Here is a 17,701-nt window from a genome sequence, read left to right on the forward strand (position 1 = left end):
AAAAAAATATCTGTAATTTTACATCGAATAGTGGATTTTTCCCTTTACTTGGAAACTTCTTTCTCTACTTAATTCAGAACACAAAATTTTGGGAATGATAAATATATCCACTTCCAATCCACTTTTAACAGATTACAGTGCAACTTATCTCTAGACAAAGATATTTTTTATATATCTTTTTACTGATATTCTCCCTCGCTGGTTGTCAACGAGTCCAGTCTTATAATCAGCGTCCAGCACCCTTACCACAAGACCCATTAATTCAAGCTTACTTTAATCATTCTGAGTCTTCAGAATACCAAGAAGCTTACCGTCAGCAAACTCGTCTGGGGGATGATTTAGAAAAACAGATTGTGGATGCTATTACGAATGCTAAATCTACAATAGATGTAGCGGTGCAAGAATTACGTTTACCCAAAGTTGCCCAAGCACTGGTTGATAGACAAAAAGCTGGGGTAAAAGTCAGGATAATTTTAGAAAATCTCTATAGCCGACCTTGGAGTAGCTTAACATCTGCTGAAGTAGGTAAGTTAGATAAAAGAGAACAAGAACGCTACAACGAATTTCGCCAATTTATTGATATTAACCACGATAATCAACTTAGTCCAGCCGAAATCAATCAAAGAGATGCTCTGATAATTTTGCAGAATGCCAAAATTCCCTGGCTAGACGATCGAGCCGATGGTTCAGCGGGTAGCAGTTTGATGCATCATAAATTTGTGATTGTGGACAATCGCCTCGTAATTATCACTTCAGCTAATTTTACATTAAGTGATACTTCGGGTGATTTTACAAATTCTAGCAGTTTAGGCAATGCCAATAATTTATTGCAGATTGACAGCCCAGAATTAGCATCTTTATTTACAGAAGAATTTAACATTATGTGGGGTGACGGGCCGGGAGGTCAACCAGATAGTCGATTTGGTTTGCAAAAGCCGATACGTTTACCTAAACAAATAACTTTGGGTAATACCAAAATTACTGTGCAATTTTCGCCTACTTCTCCAACTCAACCTTGGAATAATAGTAGTAATGGTTTAATTGGTAAAACTTTAGGTTCAGCAACCAAGTCTATTGATATGGCGTTATTTGTCTTTTCTGAACAGCCTCTTGCCAATATTTTAGAAAAACGCCATCAACAAAGTGTGCAAATTCGCGCTTTAATTGAACCACAATTTGCCTACCGTCCTTACAGCGAAGCCTTAGATATGATGGGGGTTGCTCTTAGTAACAAATGTAAATATGAAGTTGACAATCATCCTTGGCAAAATCCAATTACTACCGTAGGTGTACCTGTATTACCCAAAGGCGATTTATTGCATCACAAATTTGGTGTTATTGATAGTCAAACAGTAATTACAGGTTCTCATAATTGGTCTGATGCGGCCAATAATGGTAACGACGAGACGCTTGTAGTGATTGAGAATCCGATAGTTGCTGCCCATTATGTGCGAGAATTTGCTCGTCTTTATACCAAAGTCAAACCCGGTTTACCACCAGCAATTCAAGAAAAAATTAAATTAGAACAAACACGGTGTCCTCAGATAAAAACTTCTTCATCAACTGAGCTAGAAACGATTCAAAAAGTCAATATTAACACTGCAAGTTTAGCAGAATTAGTAACTCTCCCCGGCGTGGGTAAAAAATTAGCACAACGAATAATTATTAGTCGCCAACAGCAAAAATTTACATCTTTACAAGACTTAGAAAGAGTTCCAGGAGTGAGTGCTAGAACTTTAGAAAAATGGAGCGAACATATGACTTGGTAGGGTAGCACAGTTGTGCTACCCTACGATAGTCTGTATTCTACTTAGTTAAAAAGATGTAAAATTACACAAATGCGATATTTAAAGGCGATCGCTAGCTAGCTAGCTAAATCAACCAAACTGCGGAAATGCCCATTCTGAGAAAATCGTTCTGCGATTATTTGTTGATAAACCGCCTCATAGCCATCAGTCATGTGCTTAACACTGAAAAGATTTTCGACATACTGACGACAAGCATAACGGTCTAACTCAATGACGCGATCGATGGCACTAATACACTCTTGAATATTATTGCAGAGGAAACCCGTCTTGCCGTGGGAAATTACCTCTTCAGTAGACCCCAATTTCATCGCAATCACTGGCGTACCAGAAGCCATTGACTCTACCATCACCAATCCAAAAGGTTCCCGCCAAGTGATAGGGAATAGAGTTGCGACTGCACCACCCATCAGGGCATTTTTTTGAGCATGGTTGGCTTCACCCAGATACTCAATTTGCTCTCCGTCAATATGTGGTTTAATTTCCTTCTCAAAGTATTCCACATCAACGACATCTATCTTACCTGCCATTTTTAAATGCCAACCGGCTTTTTTGGCAATTTCTATAGCTAAGTGCGCTCCCTTCTCTGGAGACATCCGACCTAAAAATGCTAAGTAAGGAGGATCTTCTGGTTGGGAGTGAAACTCATAACTGCTGACATCAATCCCGTTGTAAACCGTCGCTACATAGTTCAATCCTAACCTTGGTTCTCGTTGTGCATCAGAAATATTGACGTAGGGTTGTTTTTTACCAAAACTAAACATCTTTTCGTTGTCAGAGGTAAAAATACCGTGCAACGTGTGAACCGTAGGGGTTTTTACCAGATTTGCATAAGCCAGCGCCCCATGTCCGATATGGGAGTGAATAATATCAAACTCTCCTGCGCGTTCGTACACCGAAGCTAGATTCAGCATCTCGTAAATGCCGTAATCTTTGATAGTAGGATCGAGTCTGAGAGCGCGGGGATGAACTGAAGTTAGTTTTGCCAGACTAATAGAATCTCCCGATGCAAATAAAGTTACTTCATGTCCGCGTCGGACTAACTCATCGGTCAGTAACCCTACTACTAACTCTATGCCACCATAAGCTGGAGGCGGAACTCTCTCCCACAATGGAGCTAATTGAGCAATTTTCATCACAAATCTCCTGAAAAATAAAACTTGAATTAGAAGTTTTTTATTTCTGTTGTTTTAGTGCTTGTAATTGATCCACTTTGGCATCAGAAAGTAACTTCAGATTACTAAACTTATTAACAATTTCCTTTAAATCTTACGCTGTACCTTCTATATTTTTTGTCTATCTTAGTACGGAAATTACCCACTCCTAAAGAGGTAGCTGTATTCTGATTTATTAATTTTTATGCGATCTATGGCAGTTTTTAATAGAAGTTTTTTTATAAAAAGTAGCTTTCTATAATCGTCTAAAAATGTCATTTAAAGGTAGTTTTAACTGAAAAAGCTCTATTTCTGACCCTCAATCATCCAATTTTAAAATGTTAATTAAAGAATAAAGTCTGTAGACACTCTTTGGGTGGCTTTCCGTACTCTAAAGGATCATTTCTAGCCGACTCAAAGGTAAATTTTCGTAAAGTAGGTACTCTGAAATCAGAAGCAGCAATTTTTCTGATAACTTCTATCCAAGTTCTTAAAAGTAAAATTAACCTGACTTTTAACGTTGTATGGAAAAGCCTACAAAAAACCTAACCCCTAACCGTTCTGATGATTGCGATCTGTTGAAATCTGCCTAATTTTATTGGTTGATTTTGGGGGTTATTTTTCGTCTTTTTTCGACTCCCTGAACGCTTACATAAATTTAGCGTCTCGTAGAGAAGCGAGAATCAGATTGAGATGACTCATAAAATCTCTGCGTTCTCTGTCCTGGATTTCTCACTTGTGAGAAATCCAAGGGGTGTGGGAGGTGTGGGAGGATGGGGAAGAAGTCTTACCCCCACACTCCCCACACTCCTCTTCCCCTGAAGCCTACACTATGCGTGAGAAATCCGGGTCTGTGCCTCTGCGGTTCGATAAATAAATTTTAAGTCGTGATTGACTGATTGCATAAAATATGCTATTTTGTATTTCTATCAATAACATATATAAACGTGAATATCTCTCCATCTCTCAAAAAACCGCGTGTCTCATGGCAGGCGGTTTTCTCACTGTTGATATTTGTATTCATGTACCTGCCCATACTGGTACTTGGCTTTTATAGCTTCAATCAGTCGCCCTACAGCGCAACTTGGCAAGGATTCACTTTCGATTGGTATCGCAAGTTGTTCAGTGACGATCGCATCTTATCAGCTTTACAAAACAGTATGATAGTTGCTGGTTGTGCCGTGGCAATTTCCGCAGTGCTGGGAACCTTGATGGCGGTTGGGTTGGCGCGTTACGAATTTCCTGGTAAGAAATTGTATCTTGGTATTGCTTACCTACCATTGATTATTCCCGATATTGCGATCGCAGTGGCTACCCTAGTATGTCTAGCAGCCTTTGCGATACCTTTGAGTTTGTGGACAATAGTTGCAGCCCATGTAGTGTTTTGTCTGGCTTATGTCGGACTTGTAGTTGCTTCCCGACTGACTAATTTAGACCCACACTTAGAAGAAGCAGCACTAGATTTAGGTGCGACACCAACCCAAGCTTTCATCAAAGTATTGTTACCTCAATTAATGCCTGGGATTGTCGCTGGTTGTCTCTTGGCTTTTGTTCTTAGCTTAGATGACTTTCTTATTGCTAGTTTTACTGCTGGTAGTGGTTCTAACACCCTGCCAATGGAAATTTTTAGCCGCATTAGAACCGGAGTTAAACCTGATATTAACGCGCTGAGTGTCATGTTAATTTTAGTATCTGCGATCGTTGCCCTTGTAGCGGAATTAATTCGCGCTTCTGGAGAGAATAAAACTTTTAAATAAGACTCGCTATTGCCAATAAAAATTATGGTTAATTTGGTTCTTTATGAACTTTTTTAGATAGTGAACAACAGCTATATTAAAATATCGGGTGATTTATGCTTGCCATAAAGCACAAATATCAGTGTAATTCAGAATTTTAAATCCCCTGATGTAACTCTCTTAAATTTTTAATTTTTAATTTTTAATTTTTAATTGTACTTATCCTTATGCCCTCGTGTGAAAGATAGTTTTAAGCACATGAATAAACTTCCGTGTTCGCTTCTCTACATAACTGTTTTCAATTAGATAATATTGGGGCTAACTTTGGAGAAGATGCTATTTCCCCCTCATTATGCAAATCTGCCAAAATCCCAATTGCTCAAATCCATTCAACTCTGATAGCAATAGATTTTGCGTGAGTTGCGGACAAAGCAACTTTGGCAAACTTCTTAGAAACCGTTACCGCGTATTAAGACTCTTAGGCGAAGGTGGATTTAGTAGAACCTATGCTACAGAAGATGTAGACAGACTAAACGCCCCTTGCGTCATCAAGCAATTTTTCCCACAGTTTCAGGGAACAGGACAACGTACTAAAGCCGCAGAATTTTTCAAAGAAGAGGCTTTTCGGTTGTATGAACTGGGAGAAAATCATACGCAAATTCCCAGATTACTAGCTTATTTTGAACAAGGTACTAGCTTGTATCTCGTCCAAGAATTTATTCAAGGAAAAACTCTCTTACAAGAAGTTCAGCAACAAATTTATGGCGAACAACAAATTTGGGAACTTTTAGCTGATTTATTGCCAGTTCTGGAATTTATTCATGCCCATAACGTCATTCATCGAGATATCAAACCGGAAAATATCATCCGCCGTGCAAGTGATGAAAAACCCGTATTAATTGACTTTGGTGGTGCGAAACAGGTAACACAAACCAGTATAGGAAGACAAGCTACGGTAATTTATACCCTTGGCTATGCCCCAACAGAACAAATGGCTGGATTTGCTTGTCACGGCAGTGATTTGTATGCTTTGGGCGTAACTTGTGTGCGTCTTTTAACTCAATGTTTGCCTTTGCAGGATGCTTCTGGACAGATTAATGACCCTATTTATGATGCCATGAGCGCTAAGTGGTTGTGGCGCGAACGTTTACAAAAAAAAGGTATTACTATCAGCGACGAATTAGGAAAAATTTTAGATAAATTACTCAAACATCTACCGAGTGAAAGGTATCAAACAGCAGTGGAAGTCATCAACGATGTAAAGTTTGCCACATCGAACATTGAACCTGTTGCCTTAAAAATTGTTTCGATGCCTCAACCTATATTACCGCCGCTACCACAAAAAGTAATTGTCCCATTACCCCCATTAAAAACCTTTGAATTTGACGTAGTGACAGTAGACACAGGTGGTAGAGAAGTAAACCGCATGAGTGGTAATGCAAACTTCTTTGCTGAAGAATTAGGTAAGTCTGTCACATTAGAAATGGTATCGATTCCTGGTGGTACTTACATGATGGGTTCACCGGAATTTGAAGGAGATGCTGACGAACGTCCTCAGCATCAAGTTACCATCGAACCATTTTTTATGGGGAAATTTCCTGTAACTCAAGCACAGTGGAGAGTAGTAGCAGCTTTACCCAAAGTCAAACAAGCTTTAAATCCCCATCCATCGAAATTCAAAGGTTTAGATAGACCAGTAGAAAATGTATCTTGGTATGAGGCTGTAGAATTCTGTCTCAGGCTATCAGAAAAAACTGGACGCGATTATCGTTTACCGAGTGAAGCTGAATGGGAATATGCCTGTCGGGCTGGAACTACAACCTCATTCCACTTTGGCGAAACCATTACCTCTGAGTTAGTCAGCTGCACTATGGAACCAAAAAGCAAATTCCGTAAAGAAACAACAAACGTCGGTAGTTTTGAAGTCGCCAACGCCTTTGGATTGTACGATATGCACGGGTTAGTTTGGGAATGGTGTGCTGATTCGTGGCACAACAATTACAATGACGCACCCTTAGATGGAACAGCTTGGGAAGTTGGCGGTGATATAAATCGTCGGGTGCTACGCGGTGGTTCTTGGAGTTTCAGTGCAGAACTGTGTCGCAGCGCTAGCCGTAGCTGGAATGAGTCAGACGGTGGACTGAGGGTTTGTGGCTTTAGAGTAGTATTTTCTGTAGAGGAGATTATTTAGTAATTCAATACCAGGCTATATAAATTATGAACAACAGAATTGAGAAAGGTGACATAGTAATTATAAATAAAAGTGGAAACCATTATCAGCAAGTGGGTGAAGTTAGTGAGGTAGATTACAATATTTTCTTTGTCAAAATAGTCTTAGTAAAGTTAGGTAATCAAGAAGAAACTTTTGAAGAGAAAGATTTACAATTACAAACTAAAAAGCCGAGTCTGCAAGAAGTTATTACATCAATAGACAAAATTTTAGAACAAGTAGATCGGATTTACCAATTGCCGACACAAGAGAAAGTAGAGTTACCCAACCGTTTGAAATATCTGAAATTAGATATTCCTAAACTAGATAAGCAATTGATTCAAAAAAACTTCGACAGTATAGATAAAATACTTGCAGCAACAAGAGAAGTAGACTCTTCAGCCAGCTTTTGGCAAGAAATAGATCCTAATTTGGAGAAAATAAGCTGGTGGATTAGAACAAGTCTGTGAACTAAGAAGTAAATCAGCGAGAAGAAATCAGCTTTTTCTGGTTCTCAGCTAGAGTCTATAGGAATCCGGTTTGATTTCTGAAAAAAATTAAGTATTTGTAGGGTGCGTTATGACTTTAGTCTAACGCACCAAACCCTTGAAAATGGTGCGTTACGCTTCGCGATAACACACCCTACGTGTTGTTCAAAAATCAAATAGTAATCCTATACGAATACCTAATTAGACTTATTGCATGAATCAATGAGCTTTCACCCTAAATCCCTATCCCAAGCTTGGGAGAGGGATTTTGAAATTGGCTCCTAAATAATTGGCATTGGACATAATTAAACGTAACTATATTTTTTCCTCTTCTATCCTTAATGCTTGATACCTTATACTTTACGCTTCATTTTGATGATTGATTTTTATTTGTACCTACTTACTGAACTTTCTTTTTGCAACTGTCTAGCTTAAATTTTGTTATTAACTGTACGTTTACATAAACTTAACTTTTTTGAATATTTTTTTAGAGTAAATAATGACTTTATATATTAAGAAAAGACGTTTTATTATATAAAATAAACTACGAAGATCATCAGAAATATATATGCGTTTTTTTCAGTGTGCAGGAATTCTTGGTTGTACGACAGCAGCTTTTATCTCAATAGCACCCATACAGGTAGAAGCTGCAACTTTTAAAGTGATATCTGGAGTCACCAGCATCGATCGCGATCACGAAGAGATTCTTAGTAGTATTGGGCTAACCTTGACAGGCACTAATCAGGCAGTTGCACCAATTCCCAGCAATTATTTAGTTGGCTGGAACATCGACTCACTTACTAACTTCACCTTCAGTGACGAGGGCGGTTTTACTCCGCTCTCAGGTACAATCGAGCATACTGGTACTGTTACATTCAATAAAAATGTTACTGTTGGTGACTTTTCAATTGGTTTTGCTCCAGGACGTACTGTTACAGGTGCCAGCGGACTTGTTTTAAGAGACACATTTTCTTTAAATACAATTTTGTTTGATTTGAGCGCTCCGGGACTTGTCGCATTTGATGGTCAAAATTTAACCATCCCTGATGTGAAATTGTTGATTTCTCCAGAGTTTGCTGATATATTAGGCGACTCTAAATTGACCGGTTTGTTTGCTGGAACTGCACAAATTGATGCTCAAGTTGCTGCCGTCCCTGAACCTGATAATGTACTAGCAACTTTAGTAGCAGGTGCGGCTCTTTTAGCAGCTAGGTTTTATACTCAAAAAATTAAATGCACCTGATATTTTGAAGCATAGCCAACCAGAAGTTCGCTCTACAACCAACGCTTAATCGTTTTCAAATCTCGTTCCTAGTCTCCGCTGGAACGAGACAGCCCAATTATCACGACTCCTACAAATCTTTTAGGTAGTAGCGAGATTTGACCGAAAGATGTTTTTGCTGGAAAACTATGTAAATTACCACAAATACAATAATGCACCGCATCTGTGTTTTAGCTATTTTCCTTTTCATCGCTTTACCAATAACCATTTTAAGCATATACTTTAGCTTAAATTATTCAGGCTTCTGCTTTGCTAAAATGCGTTATCTCAGCGATGAAGAGAGATTTGGAATGGTTTTTGATTATCAAAATGAGCGAACAGATTTAGGACGAAGCAGTTACAACTACATCAAGTATGCAAGTTTTGATGAATATATCAAAGAAAATCCAGACTGCTGTTCTATAAATCCCGGTGGCCCTTACGAGATTCGACATTCTTCATTTTTAGATCGTATATTTGGATATGATGCTCGCGATGTCATAGTTATTAATTTCAAAGTGCGTTATTTAGATGAAAACGATAATAAAAGAGTTTTTGAAACACGTTTTGAAAATACCTTACAAAATTGTGGACATCCCCAGTGATATTTTTATTTATTAAAAAACTCAAAAATATCGGAGATGAATAATGGCAAACCTAACAAAAAATGATATTACAAATTTGTATTTGTACGGGTAATTATAAACTCCTACAAATCTTGTAGATGCTAATTTAATTTCTCACTTCTTTACTCAGCACAGGCTAAACGTCTCGCTAACGCTAACGGAACTCGCAAAAGAGAAACTGTTATGCCCAATATTTCTCCACAAGACGCTACGCTAACGCTCAGTAAAAATAAATGCCCTATGATCAAATACTTTCCGCTCTCATGTTGATGCAATGGCTAATACCAATTCTGTATGAAGATGCGCTAAACCATATTTAAGTACAAGAAAGAAGAAAGAAAAACGAACCGCAAAGGACGCAAAGGACACAAAGGAAGAAAGAAAGAAGTCAAAAGGGTTTGGCGCAGCCTCATAAAGAAATGGTATAACTATGTTCCCGCGAACAGCCTCAATGTTGGTACAGAGATTATTAAACTTCTCTGTTTCTGAGATTACTTGTTGTAAGAAGTTTTCTTTCTGAGCGCTGCACAGCATATATATAGTGCGGTATGTCGCGCCAGAGTGTCTCCTGAACAACCTTGAGTCCATTCTTTTCAGCTACACGGCGAGAGGGAATGTTTTCTGGACGAATCAGGGAGATAACGCGATCGCTACCCAGCACGTTAAAGGCGTAGTCTTGGCAAGCAGATGCAGCTTCAGTTGCGTAACCCTGCATTTGTTGGTCGCGGCGGACATGATAGCCAATTTCGAGTTCTTGTTGTCCCTCGACCTCCTGCCAAATCAGTCCGCAGTCGCCGATTACCTCACCCGTCGTCTTGAGAACCATCGCCCACAAGCCGAGGCCGTGCTGTGCGTAGTTGTGGCGATGCCGCTCGATCCATTTTTCCACCATCTCGCGGTCAAAGGGCTTTGGGTAGTAGCGCATCGAATCTGCATCGCCGAGGACAAGCAGTAATGCATCGAGGTCAGAAAGCGTCATTTCCCGCAGTAATAGGCGTTGAGTTTCCAATATCATTGATGAATCCTCATTTAGCCATTGTCTAGTTTACCTAATTGAGACACACTCTAAGAAAATTGCATTTTACCAAGTTTTCTTAAAGCAAAGAATAAGGAACTAATATGTAATGTTTGCAGCAATATACCATTATCAATATTTTTGATTAGCCTTTCTAGAGGTAATAAAACTACATCAATCTGTTCTGTAATGTCTAGCTTTAAATCAGCCACACGTTCTACATCTGTTGCTAAAAAGCAATGGGTTAAATTAGTATGATTAGCTGGGTTTGGTGATAATATCCCAGTTTCAATAAATTGATTGCTAGTGTAACCAGTCTCTTCCAATAATTCGCGTTTTGCAGCTTCCACTGGTAAAACATCTTCAGTCTCTACAGCACCACTGGGCAATTCTAGAATTGTTTTTTTCAGACCGTGGCGATATTGCTTTACTAAAATAACTTCCTGATTTTTGGTTAAAGCTACAACATTTACCCATGTTGGATATTCTAGAACATAATAGGGGTCAACTATTGTTCCATTAGGCATTTGGCAAGTATCAGACCGTACTGAAATCCATTTATCTTTTACTATATGTCTAGATTTTAATACAATCCAATCAAATGAATTTCCCATATTTCAACCTCTATTTGTCTACTTTTTACAGTAATTATTTCATTGAATGCGTGTTGCTAAAATTACTGAATTTTTTGCTGTCACGCGGATTTCTGTGGCAGCAATCCGAGGATCTTTGAGCCAAAATTCCCTGATTGGATCTGTGCGTCCGTGCCATTCTGGTGGCCAGTATTCTTCGGGTGTGAGATCGTCTAGTAAGATGAAGCCTCCGGGTTTGAGAGCAGTTATCAATGTCTGAGGTTCTGTGAGTTTTGCCTTTCCGCCATCGGCAAATAACAAATCAAAGGGAGCATAGGTAAGTAAGTCGCGCCAGTCGCCTTGAAGTGCGCGGACATTAGACTTATCTGCAAATAGCTGTTGCACAACTTTGGCACGATCGCGATCGCTTTCAATAGTAATCAATGTACTATCTGGGTGTAATGCACTCACAATCCACGCTGCACCAACCCCACACCCGCTACCAATCTCGCCAATTTGACCCTGTGTGATATGGCTGGTGAGGACGTGCAACAGCCGACCAACTTCTGGGAGTGAGGATTGGGTAAACTCAAGTTGTGCAGCTAAGGATTCAGCCTGCTGCACTAATGATGGACTAGAGGCGATGGGATAGGTTGTCATATCTACTCCTCGATCAAAACGCACCATCACACTGGCAATAATGAAACATGGGCTGAAACCACCCTCCATCCTTCGGTAAACCTGTACCAAGTCTGGCTTTGTCGTCCGAAACGCTCTACACCATTAATCATCCGGCGAAATTCTAAAGTTACTGTTGCTGCATCTTTCCCAAAGGCTGCAACCTTGAGATTCGAGATTTCTCGCTCTATTTTTGGGTTTGGTCGATTCTGGCGAAAGTTACGAACTTCATCGCCACCATAGAGGTTTTCTGTGATGCCAAACCGTACTACTTCGGGTGCATCCCAAAACAAGCTATCCATCACCTCCAAATTGTTATTAGAAAGGGCTTCTTCGTACTTGAGGTACAAATCAGTTACTTCATTTACAATAGTGGGGTCATTTATAGTAGTCATTATTGTTACCAATTTTTGGTGTTATGGCTGATTATGCACTCTTTCAAATAGCCAGAGCTATTTTTCTTTTAAGCTCCTTCAGTACGTAAATTTAGACGAATCAGATCGCGGAAGGTAGAGATTTGTTGCATAAATAAAATTGAGCCTGCAATACAAATACTTGCACCAAAAATGACAGTATTGCTACTACCAATTTTACTTGCTAGTGCGCCAGCTATTAAGTTCCCTATAGGCACTGCGCCTGTAGATGCCATAACGTAAAGACCGGTAATTTGTCCGCGATTTTCATCGCTCACCAACAACTGAAGCAAAGTGCGTCCGGCAATTATCTGCAAAATAAAGCCGAAACCAGCTGCAAATAATGAGAGCAGTGAAAGCCAGAATACACGGGATAGGGCAAAGATAATTAAGCTTACTCCCATAAAACCTATACCCAATGCTAGAACTTTACCCGATTCCAATACATTGCTATGTTTAGTTAAATAGATACCACCTGCTAAGGTTCCCAAACTGGAAGCTGTCATCAAGAAACCGAAGGTGTTAGGGCCACCTTGCAAAATATCCTTGGCAAAAATCGGCCCCAAAGCTAAATAAAATCCCCATACGCAGCAGACTAAAGCCGAACCAATTAAGACTGAGCGAATTGGCAAAAATCCAAAGGCATATTTAAAACTAGTTTTTAATTCTTCTAAAGGTTTGCGTTTGGAAATAATGGCTTTTCTGGATGTCAGCCGTATTGCTAGGAGGGCAATAATTACAGCGATGTAACTGATGCTATCAATTAGGAAACATAGCCCCGAACCAATGGCCGCAATTAGTAAACCTGCGATCGCAGGGCCTAGCATACTAGTCACACTCACCAGGGAAGAGTACAAGGCAAAGGCATTACCAAGATTTTCCTTACCAACTGTTTCAGGAAGAAATGCCTGTCGAGTCGGAATATCGAAGGCGTTGATAATCCCTTGCAGTACACCAAGAATTGCAATGTACTCGATATTAATCGTACCGCTTAGGGCTAGCCACGTTAGAGCTAAAGACTGAAGCATCCCTAGAATCTGGGCAACCAGCAAAATTTGATGACGATTCCAGCGATCGGCAATGATTCCACCTATAGGAATCAATAGAAGTGTGGGAATTTGACTGGCAAAGCCCACTAGACCTAGTAACCAAGCGGAATCGGTGAGGCGATATACTAACCAACTAGTAGCTACTTGAGTCATTGACGTACCAATCAGAGAAATTGCTTGACCTGTGTAGTACAGGCGAAAATTTCTAGAACTAAAAGCACGCAGCATGACTTGTGATTTTTTTGATGCTTCCATACATCACCCCTGAGTTGTTCCCAGTTTTTAACCGTGAATAAAAAAGTAGGCAGTCATAGTGAAGGCAACAATCATGACAAATTTCCGAATTAAGTGCGGTTCAAGTTTACGAGCATAATGGGCACTTAAATAACCACCAAGAGAGCCACCGACTGCCATCAAAATAGCTTGATGCCAAGCAATCACACCTGCAAAAAGAAATGGAACGATCGCAATACCATTGATACAACTCCCTAAAAATGTCTTAAAAGCATTCATTTTGTGGATACTTTTGATACCTAAAAATGTCAGAGTTGCCAGCATTAAAATCCCTAAACCTGCGCCGAAGAAACCCCCATAGATGGCGATCGCTAGTTGAGCCAGTGCCAAATTAAACAACGGTACAGATTCCGGTGATGTATTCTGGTTTCGACGCTGCAACCATTTTTTGAACGGTTCGCCAAAGGTAAACACAATTGTTGCTAGCAGCAATAGATAGGGAATCAGCTTTTTAAAGACATCTGGCGATGTATACAACAAAGCGATGGAGCCAATCATGCCACCAACTAAACTGATGCCACATAGAACTAAAAAATCTCGCCGCTCGATGCCCAAATCTTGACGATATGCTCCAGCACTGGCGAGAGCTGCCACCCAAATTGCAGTATTATTGGTGGCGTTAGCTGCGATCGGGGGTACACCCGTAAAGATAAGAGTTGGAAACGTGATAAAGCTTCCACCACCCGCTACAGCGTTTAAGCCGCCTGCAATAAAAGCGGTACTAAACAATAGCAAGCTATGGATAAACGTTAATGATGGCGGCATTATTTTTAATTACGAATTACGAATTACGAACTTGTACTGAGCGTAGCCGAAGTATTACGAATTATTAATCTGGGAATATCACTTGGAGAATGAGCAATCAAGTCAGCACCATGAGCTTTCAATTCCTCCTCAGTTCCATAGCCATAGGTGACACCAATTGAGGCGATTTGATGGCGCTTGGCTCCAATGATGTCATGTGAGCGATCGCCTACCATCACCACAGTAGAGGGTAAAAGTTTTTCTGTTAATAGAATATGGTGAATTAAGTCACCTTTTATGCTCCGCGTTCCGTCAAGTTCACTACCATAAACACCATCAAAAAGCAATGACAAGCCAAAATATTCAATAATTTGCGTAGCATAAATATATGGTTTAGAAGTCGCAACAAAAGTTTTACAACCAGCAAAACGAATGGCTTTTAGGACTTCTGAAATTTGGGGATAAAGGGAGTTTTCAAATAATCCAATTGTGGCAAAGCGATGACGATACAGTGAAATCGCCTGTTCAATTACTGTGCCATCTAAGGTATTGAGTAATTGCGAAAAGCTATCTTTCAGGGGTGGGCCAATACACCAATGTAATTCATCAGCATTCGGTGGTTTGTAACCGAGTTCAGAGAGCGCATACTGAATGCAACTAGTAATGCCAGGTTTAGGATCTGTTAAAGTCCCGTCTAAATCAAAAAGGATAGCGGAGAAAGGCATATTTGATATTAATTCGTAATTCGTAATTCGTAATTAAGAAAGTCAATTTTAATCGGGGTTTATAGGTCTATATCTCTAGCTTTATTTGGGATAATTGGTATTACATAAAGCGGTTTTCGTTTATATGCAATAGATTTTGACCTATCTCCAAACCTCTCTCCTCAAAGGAGAGAGGCTTTGAATCTTACTCCTCTTCTCTTGTAGGGAAGGGGCTGGGGGTTAGGTCTGTATTCGACTCAACCCAGAAGCGCTGTAAGGTATTCTAAAATTCTCCATGCCCAATTCAACCCCTAATTTTGAGCGATTTCACAAAGCCTTCTGCACTAAGTAAGGCGATCCCCAATGTGACAACACCAATCCCCACGCTCTGAACAACGTTTAAAGTTTCGTTAATCGTTATCCATGCAACTAACGCTGTCAATGCTGGACTGCTAGAGCCGATTATGGAGGCGGTAGATGCGCCAACCATCCGAATCCCCACATTGTTTAAAGTGTGTCCGAGAAAGCTGACAAGACCGGAAAATATGCTACCAATCCATAAGGGTGTCCAGTCAAGTTGAGCGCTTTTACCTGGCCAGAACAGTAAGCTAATACCAGAAAGCAGTAGAGTACAGGCAAAACTGATCCAGGTAAAGGGAATTGGATGGAATTTTTCTAAACATTTTTGAGCAATGATGCAATAAAAGGCGTAAACAATCCCAGCGCCAAAACTAGCGAAAATGCCGATCGCAATGGTATGACTGCTGTAGGTGGCAGAAGATTGGGGAATGGTGAGAGCGCTTCCCACCAGAATAATAGCCATTACCAGCCAACGGAACAATGTGGGGCGTTGTCCAAAAAACCTCCATGACAGCAGCGCTGTAAATACGGGATAGGTGAAGAAGAGGGTCAAGGCAATGCCTGTGGGAATCAAGCCAATAGCAATGTAGAGTGAGGCAATATACACAAACATCAGCACTCCACAGCCAAGAGCTTGGATTAGAATATCTCTGCGATCGCGGGTTAACAAGTATTGGAGTTCTGTCCAAGCAGATGGATATAGCTTGAATGATAGAGATGCCATGAGTGGAACCACCAGCAGCATTCGCATGAACATCAGCAAGAAGGAATTCTGCAAATCCGGTTTAACGTATCCACCGAGTAAAAATAAACCTAGTACGAGATGTTCTGAAAACAAAACTCGGACTGTAACGTTGTGAAACGTCAAAACAAAGGAGGATAGTAGAACCGTTAGGATGCCCAACACGATAAAAAGTTTCCTTAGAGACGACTTGATTGTATTGTTAAAACCACTGGAATAACAAACCAGATGAAGTTTGAGGAAATCAAAGCCGTCGCTTCAAAAGACGCGATAAATCGCCGTCTCTACAGGGAATTTATCCATGAACCTATCCCACTATTCTAAAAATCCCTACTTCTTTTCGTAAAATGTGCTTGAAAACCTTGATTTTTCGTTTTCATTTCTCAATAAGCTTAAGCTTTGTAGCACAAATATTATTAGTGGGATAGGTTCATCAATTATTACTATGCCAAGGAACCGGCGCTCACAGGTTCAGGAGCAGTCTTTGTAATGAACTGGTTCACTGGACGAGGCAAACCGAGATTCTCGCGCAAAGTACTACCTTCATACTCAGTACGAAATATTCCTCGGCGTTGCAGTTCGGGAATTACCAAGTCTACGAATTCCTCTAAACCCCCAGGTAGCCAAGGCGGCATGATGTTAAATCCATCAGCCCCACCATTAACAAACCAATCTTCTAACTGATCGGCAATATGTTCTGGTGTTCCGAGAATCGTTCGATGTCCCCGCGCTCCTGCAATCCACAAATACAGTTGTCGGATTGTTAAATTTTCTCTGCGGGCAAGATCGGTAATCAGTTGCAAGCGGCTTTTGCCACCGTTAGTATCAGGCAGATCCGGCAGCGGCCCATCTAAAGGATATTTGGACAAATCATGACCACCCACTAGTCCAGAAAGTAGCCCTAATCCAACCAGCGGATGGATCAAGTCCTGAAGTTGCTCATATTTATCCTTAGCTTCTTGCTCAGTCTTACCAATTACCGGGAATACCCCTGGCATAATTTTGAGATGGTCAGGGGAACGTCCGTATTTAGCCAATCTCCCCTTAACGCTGCTGTAGAAGGCTTGAGCTTCTGCCAATGTCTGTTGTGCAGTGAAAATCGCCTCTGCTGTTTGGGCAGCTAAATCCTGTCCAGCCTCGGAAGATCCCGCTTGTACGATTACTGGATATCCCTGTGGTGGACGCGCCACATTCAGCGGGCCGCGCACCGAGAAATATTTACCCTTGTGGTGGGGAATATGCAACTTTTCTGCATCGAAGTAAATACCTGACTCCTTATTGTGGAGGAAAGCATCGTCTTCCCAACTGTCCCAAAGTTTGGTGACAACATCCACAAATTCCCTCGCCCGTTCGTAGCGTAGCGAGTGTTCTAGGTGGTTTTCTTGGCTGAAATTGTGCGCTGCGGCTTCAGCAGCAGAGGTTACAAGATTCCATCCGGCACGACCACCGCTGAGATAATCTAGTGATGCAAACTTGCGGGCGAGATGAAAAGGTTCATCATAAGTCGTTGATGATGTCGCCACCAACCCGATATTTTCTGTCACCGCAGACAGAGCCGATAATAAGGTTAAAGGTTCAAAGTGGACACTGAATTGTCCCGAACGGCTAAAAGCCTCAGTCCCTTGCCCTCGATCCCAGACGGCTAAACCATCTGCGAGGAAAAGCATATCAAATTTTCCCCGTTCAGCCGTTTGTGCCAGCTGCTTGTAATGTTGGAAGTTTAAACCTCCATCAGCCGGGGTATTGGGATGTCGCCATGCTGCGACGTGATGACCACTACCGGGTAAAAATGCTCCGAGTTTAAGTTGTTTTTTTGTACTCATGTTTGTATTTGCGAGGGCGTACTTATGC

General features: G+C 40.7%; 16 protein-coding genes. 6 read left to right on the plus strand and 10 right to left on the minus strand.

What is annotated here, in order from left to right:
- Positions 1 to 137 precede the first annotated feature (137 nt).
- Positions 138 to 1,769 (plus strand): DUF655 domain-containing protein, encoded by a 1,632-nt coding sequence (locus tag V7K61_RS27825; RefSeq protein ID WP_335058485.1) that lies wholly within the window; start codon positions 138 to 140, stop codon positions 1,767 to 1,769.
- Positions 1,770 to 1,864: 95 nt separating this feature from the next.
- Here the strand turns inward: V7K61_RS27825 and V7K61_RS27830 are convergent, their stop codons facing one another.
- Complete coding sequence (locus V7K61_RS27830) at positions 1,865 to 2,941, minus strand: glycosyltransferase family 4 protein (RefSeq protein WP_335058487.1); 1,077 nt, start codon at positions 2,939 to 2,941, stop codon at positions 1,865 to 1,867.
- 1,040 nt (positions 2,942 to 3,981) lie between these two features.
- Between V7K61_RS27830 and V7K61_RS27835 the strand changes: the two genes are divergently transcribed.
- The 5 genes from V7K61_RS27835 to V7K61_RS27855 all read left to right on the plus strand — a co-directional run bounded on the left by V7K61_RS27835 (position 3,982) and on the right by V7K61_RS27855 (position 9,258).
- Entirely contained in the window at positions 3,982 to 4,716 is a 735-nt protein-coding gene (locus tag V7K61_RS27835; RefSeq protein ID WP_335058489.1) for an ABC transporter permease, read from the plus strand.
- Between the two features lie 331 nt (positions 4,717 to 5,047).
- Entirely contained in the window at positions 5,048 to 6,886 is a 1,839-nt protein-coding gene (locus tag V7K61_RS27840) for a bifunctional serine/threonine-protein kinase/formylglycine-generating enzyme family protein (RefSeq protein WP_335058491.1), read from the plus strand.
- 26 nt (positions 6,887 to 6,912) lie between these two features.
- Complete coding sequence (locus V7K61_RS27845) at positions 6,913 to 7,374, plus strand: hypothetical protein (protein ID WP_335058493.1); 462 nt, start codon at positions 6,913 to 6,915, stop codon at positions 7,372 to 7,374.
- A gap of 586 nt (positions 7,375 to 7,960) precedes the next feature.
- Entirely contained in the window at positions 7,961 to 8,635 is a 675-nt protein-coding gene (locus V7K61_RS27850) for a hypothetical protein (protein WP_335058495.1), read from the plus strand.
- Positions 8,636 to 8,826: 191 nt separating this feature from the next.
- On the plus strand, positions 8,827 to 9,258 hold the full coding sequence (locus V7K61_RS27855; protein ID WP_335058497.1) for a hypothetical protein: 432 nt from the start codon (positions 8,827 to 8,829) through the stop codon (positions 9,256 to 9,258).
- A gap of 490 nt (positions 9,259 to 9,748) precedes the next feature.
- Here the strand turns inward: V7K61_RS27855 and V7K61_RS27860 are convergent, their stop codons facing one another.
- The 9 genes from V7K61_RS27860 to V7K61_RS27900 form a co-directional block, all read right to left on the minus strand.
- Positions 9,749 to 10,294, minus strand: coding sequence for a GNAT family N-acetyltransferase (locus V7K61_RS27860; protein ID WP_335058499.1), 546 nt, complete (start codon positions 10,292 to 10,294; stop codon positions 9,749 to 9,751).
- Between the two features lie 50 nt (positions 10,295 to 10,344).
- On the minus strand, positions 10,345 to 10,908 hold the full coding sequence (locus tag V7K61_RS27865; protein WP_335058501.1) for an NUDIX hydrolase: 564 nt from the start codon (positions 10,906 to 10,908) through the stop codon (positions 10,345 to 10,347).
- Positions 10,909 to 10,947: 39 nt separating this feature from the next.
- On the minus strand, positions 10,948 to 11,526 hold the full coding sequence (locus V7K61_RS27870; RefSeq protein WP_335058503.1) for an O-methyltransferase: 579 nt from the start codon (positions 11,524 to 11,526) through the stop codon (positions 10,948 to 10,950).
- 26 nt (positions 11,527 to 11,552) lie between these two features.
- Complete coding sequence (gene hpxZ, locus V7K61_RS27875; protein WP_335058505.1) at positions 11,553 to 11,939, minus strand: oxalurate catabolism protein HpxZ; 387 nt, start codon at positions 11,937 to 11,939, stop codon at positions 11,553 to 11,555.
- A 68-nt stretch (positions 11,940 to 12,007) separates the two neighbouring features.
- Entirely contained in the window at positions 12,008 to 13,261 is a 1,254-nt protein-coding gene (locus tag V7K61_RS27880) for an MFS transporter (RefSeq protein ID WP_335058507.1), read from the minus strand.
- A 27-nt stretch (positions 13,262 to 13,288) separates the two neighbouring features.
- The gene (locus V7K61_RS27885) at positions 13,289 to 14,065 is read right to left on the minus strand and encodes a sulfite exporter TauE/SafE family protein (RefSeq protein WP_335058509.1); all 777 of its coding nucleotides are present in this window, start codon (positions 14,063 to 14,065) and stop codon (positions 13,289 to 13,291) included.
- A gap of 23 nt (positions 14,066 to 14,088) precedes the next feature.
- Complete coding sequence (locus tag V7K61_RS27890) at positions 14,089 to 14,769, minus strand: HAD family hydrolase (RefSeq protein WP_335058511.1); 681 nt, start codon at positions 14,767 to 14,769, stop codon at positions 14,089 to 14,091.
- Between the two features lie 283 nt (positions 14,770 to 15,052).
- A complete protein-coding gene (locus V7K61_RS27895; RefSeq protein WP_335058513.1) occupies positions 15,053 to 16,015 on the minus strand; it encodes a DMT family transporter in 963 nt (320 codons plus the stop codon).
- 278 nt (positions 16,016 to 16,293) lie between these two features.
- The gene (locus V7K61_RS27900) at positions 16,294 to 17,673 is read right to left on the minus strand and encodes an LLM class flavin-dependent oxidoreductase (protein ID WP_335058514.1); all 1,380 of its coding nucleotides are present in this window, start codon (positions 17,671 to 17,673) and stop codon (positions 16,294 to 16,296) included.
- Positions 17,674 to 17,701 lie beyond the last annotated feature (28 nt).

The sequence above is a fragment of the Nostoc sp. genome, from assembly GCF_036918015.1.
In the GTDB taxonomy this organism is placed as follows: domain Bacteria; phylum Cyanobacteriota; class Cyanobacteriia; order Cyanobacteriales; family Nostocaceae; genus Nostoc.

Bases quoted from the DNA above. Each gene is read 5' to 3' on its own strand.
- V7K61_RS27860 (WP_335058499.1), bottom strand. From the start codon at position 10,294: ATGATATTGGAAACTCAACGCCTATTACTGCGGGAAATGACGCTTTCT.
- V7K61_RS27845 (WP_335058493.1), top strand. From the start codon at position 6,913: ATGAACAACAGAATTGAGAAAGGTGACATAGTAATTATAAATAAAAGT.
- V7K61_RS27855 (WP_335058497.1), top strand. From the start codon at position 8,827: ATGCACCGCATCTGTGTTTTAGCTATTTTCCTTTTCATCGCTTTACCA.
- V7K61_RS27900 (WP_335058514.1), bottom strand. From the start codon at position 17,673: ATGAGTACAAAAAAACAACTTAAACTCGGAGCATTTTTACCCGGTAGT.
- V7K61_RS27830 (WP_335058487.1), bottom strand. From the start codon at position 2,941: ATGAAAATTGCTCAATTAGCTCCATTGTGGGAGAGAGTTCCGCCTCCA.
- V7K61_RS27865 (WP_335058501.1), bottom strand. From the start codon at position 10,908: ATGGGAAATTCATTTGATTGGATTGTATTAAAATCTAGACATATAGTA.
- hpxZ (WP_335058505.1), bottom strand. From the start codon at position 11,939: ATGACTACTATAAATGACCCCACTATTGTAAATGAAGTAACTGATTTG.
- V7K61_RS27885 (WP_335058509.1), bottom strand. From the start codon at position 14,065: ATGCCGCCATCATTAACGTTTATCCATAGCTTGCTATTGTTTAGTACC.
- V7K61_RS27880 (WP_335058507.1), bottom strand. From the start codon at position 13,261: ATGGAAGCATCAAAAAAATCACAAGTCATGCTGCGTGCTTTTAGTTCT.
- V7K61_RS27835 (WP_335058489.1), top strand. From the start codon at position 3,982: ATGTACCTGCCCATACTGGTACTTGGCTTTTATAGCTTCAATCAGTCG.
- V7K61_RS27890 (WP_335058511.1), bottom strand. From the start codon at position 14,769: ATGCCTTTCTCCGCTATCCTTTTTGATTTAGACGGGACTTTAACAGAT.
- V7K61_RS27870 (WP_335058503.1), bottom strand. From the start codon at position 11,526: ATGACAACCTATCCCATCGCCTCTAGTCCATCATTAGTGCAGCAGGCT.
- V7K61_RS27850 (WP_335058495.1), top strand. From the start codon at position 7,961: ATGCGTTTTTTTCAGTGTGCAGGAATTCTTGGTTGTACGACAGCAGCT.
- V7K61_RS27840 (WP_335058491.1), top strand. From the start codon at position 5,048: ATGCAAATCTGCCAAAATCCCAATTGCTCAAATCCATTCAACTCTGAT.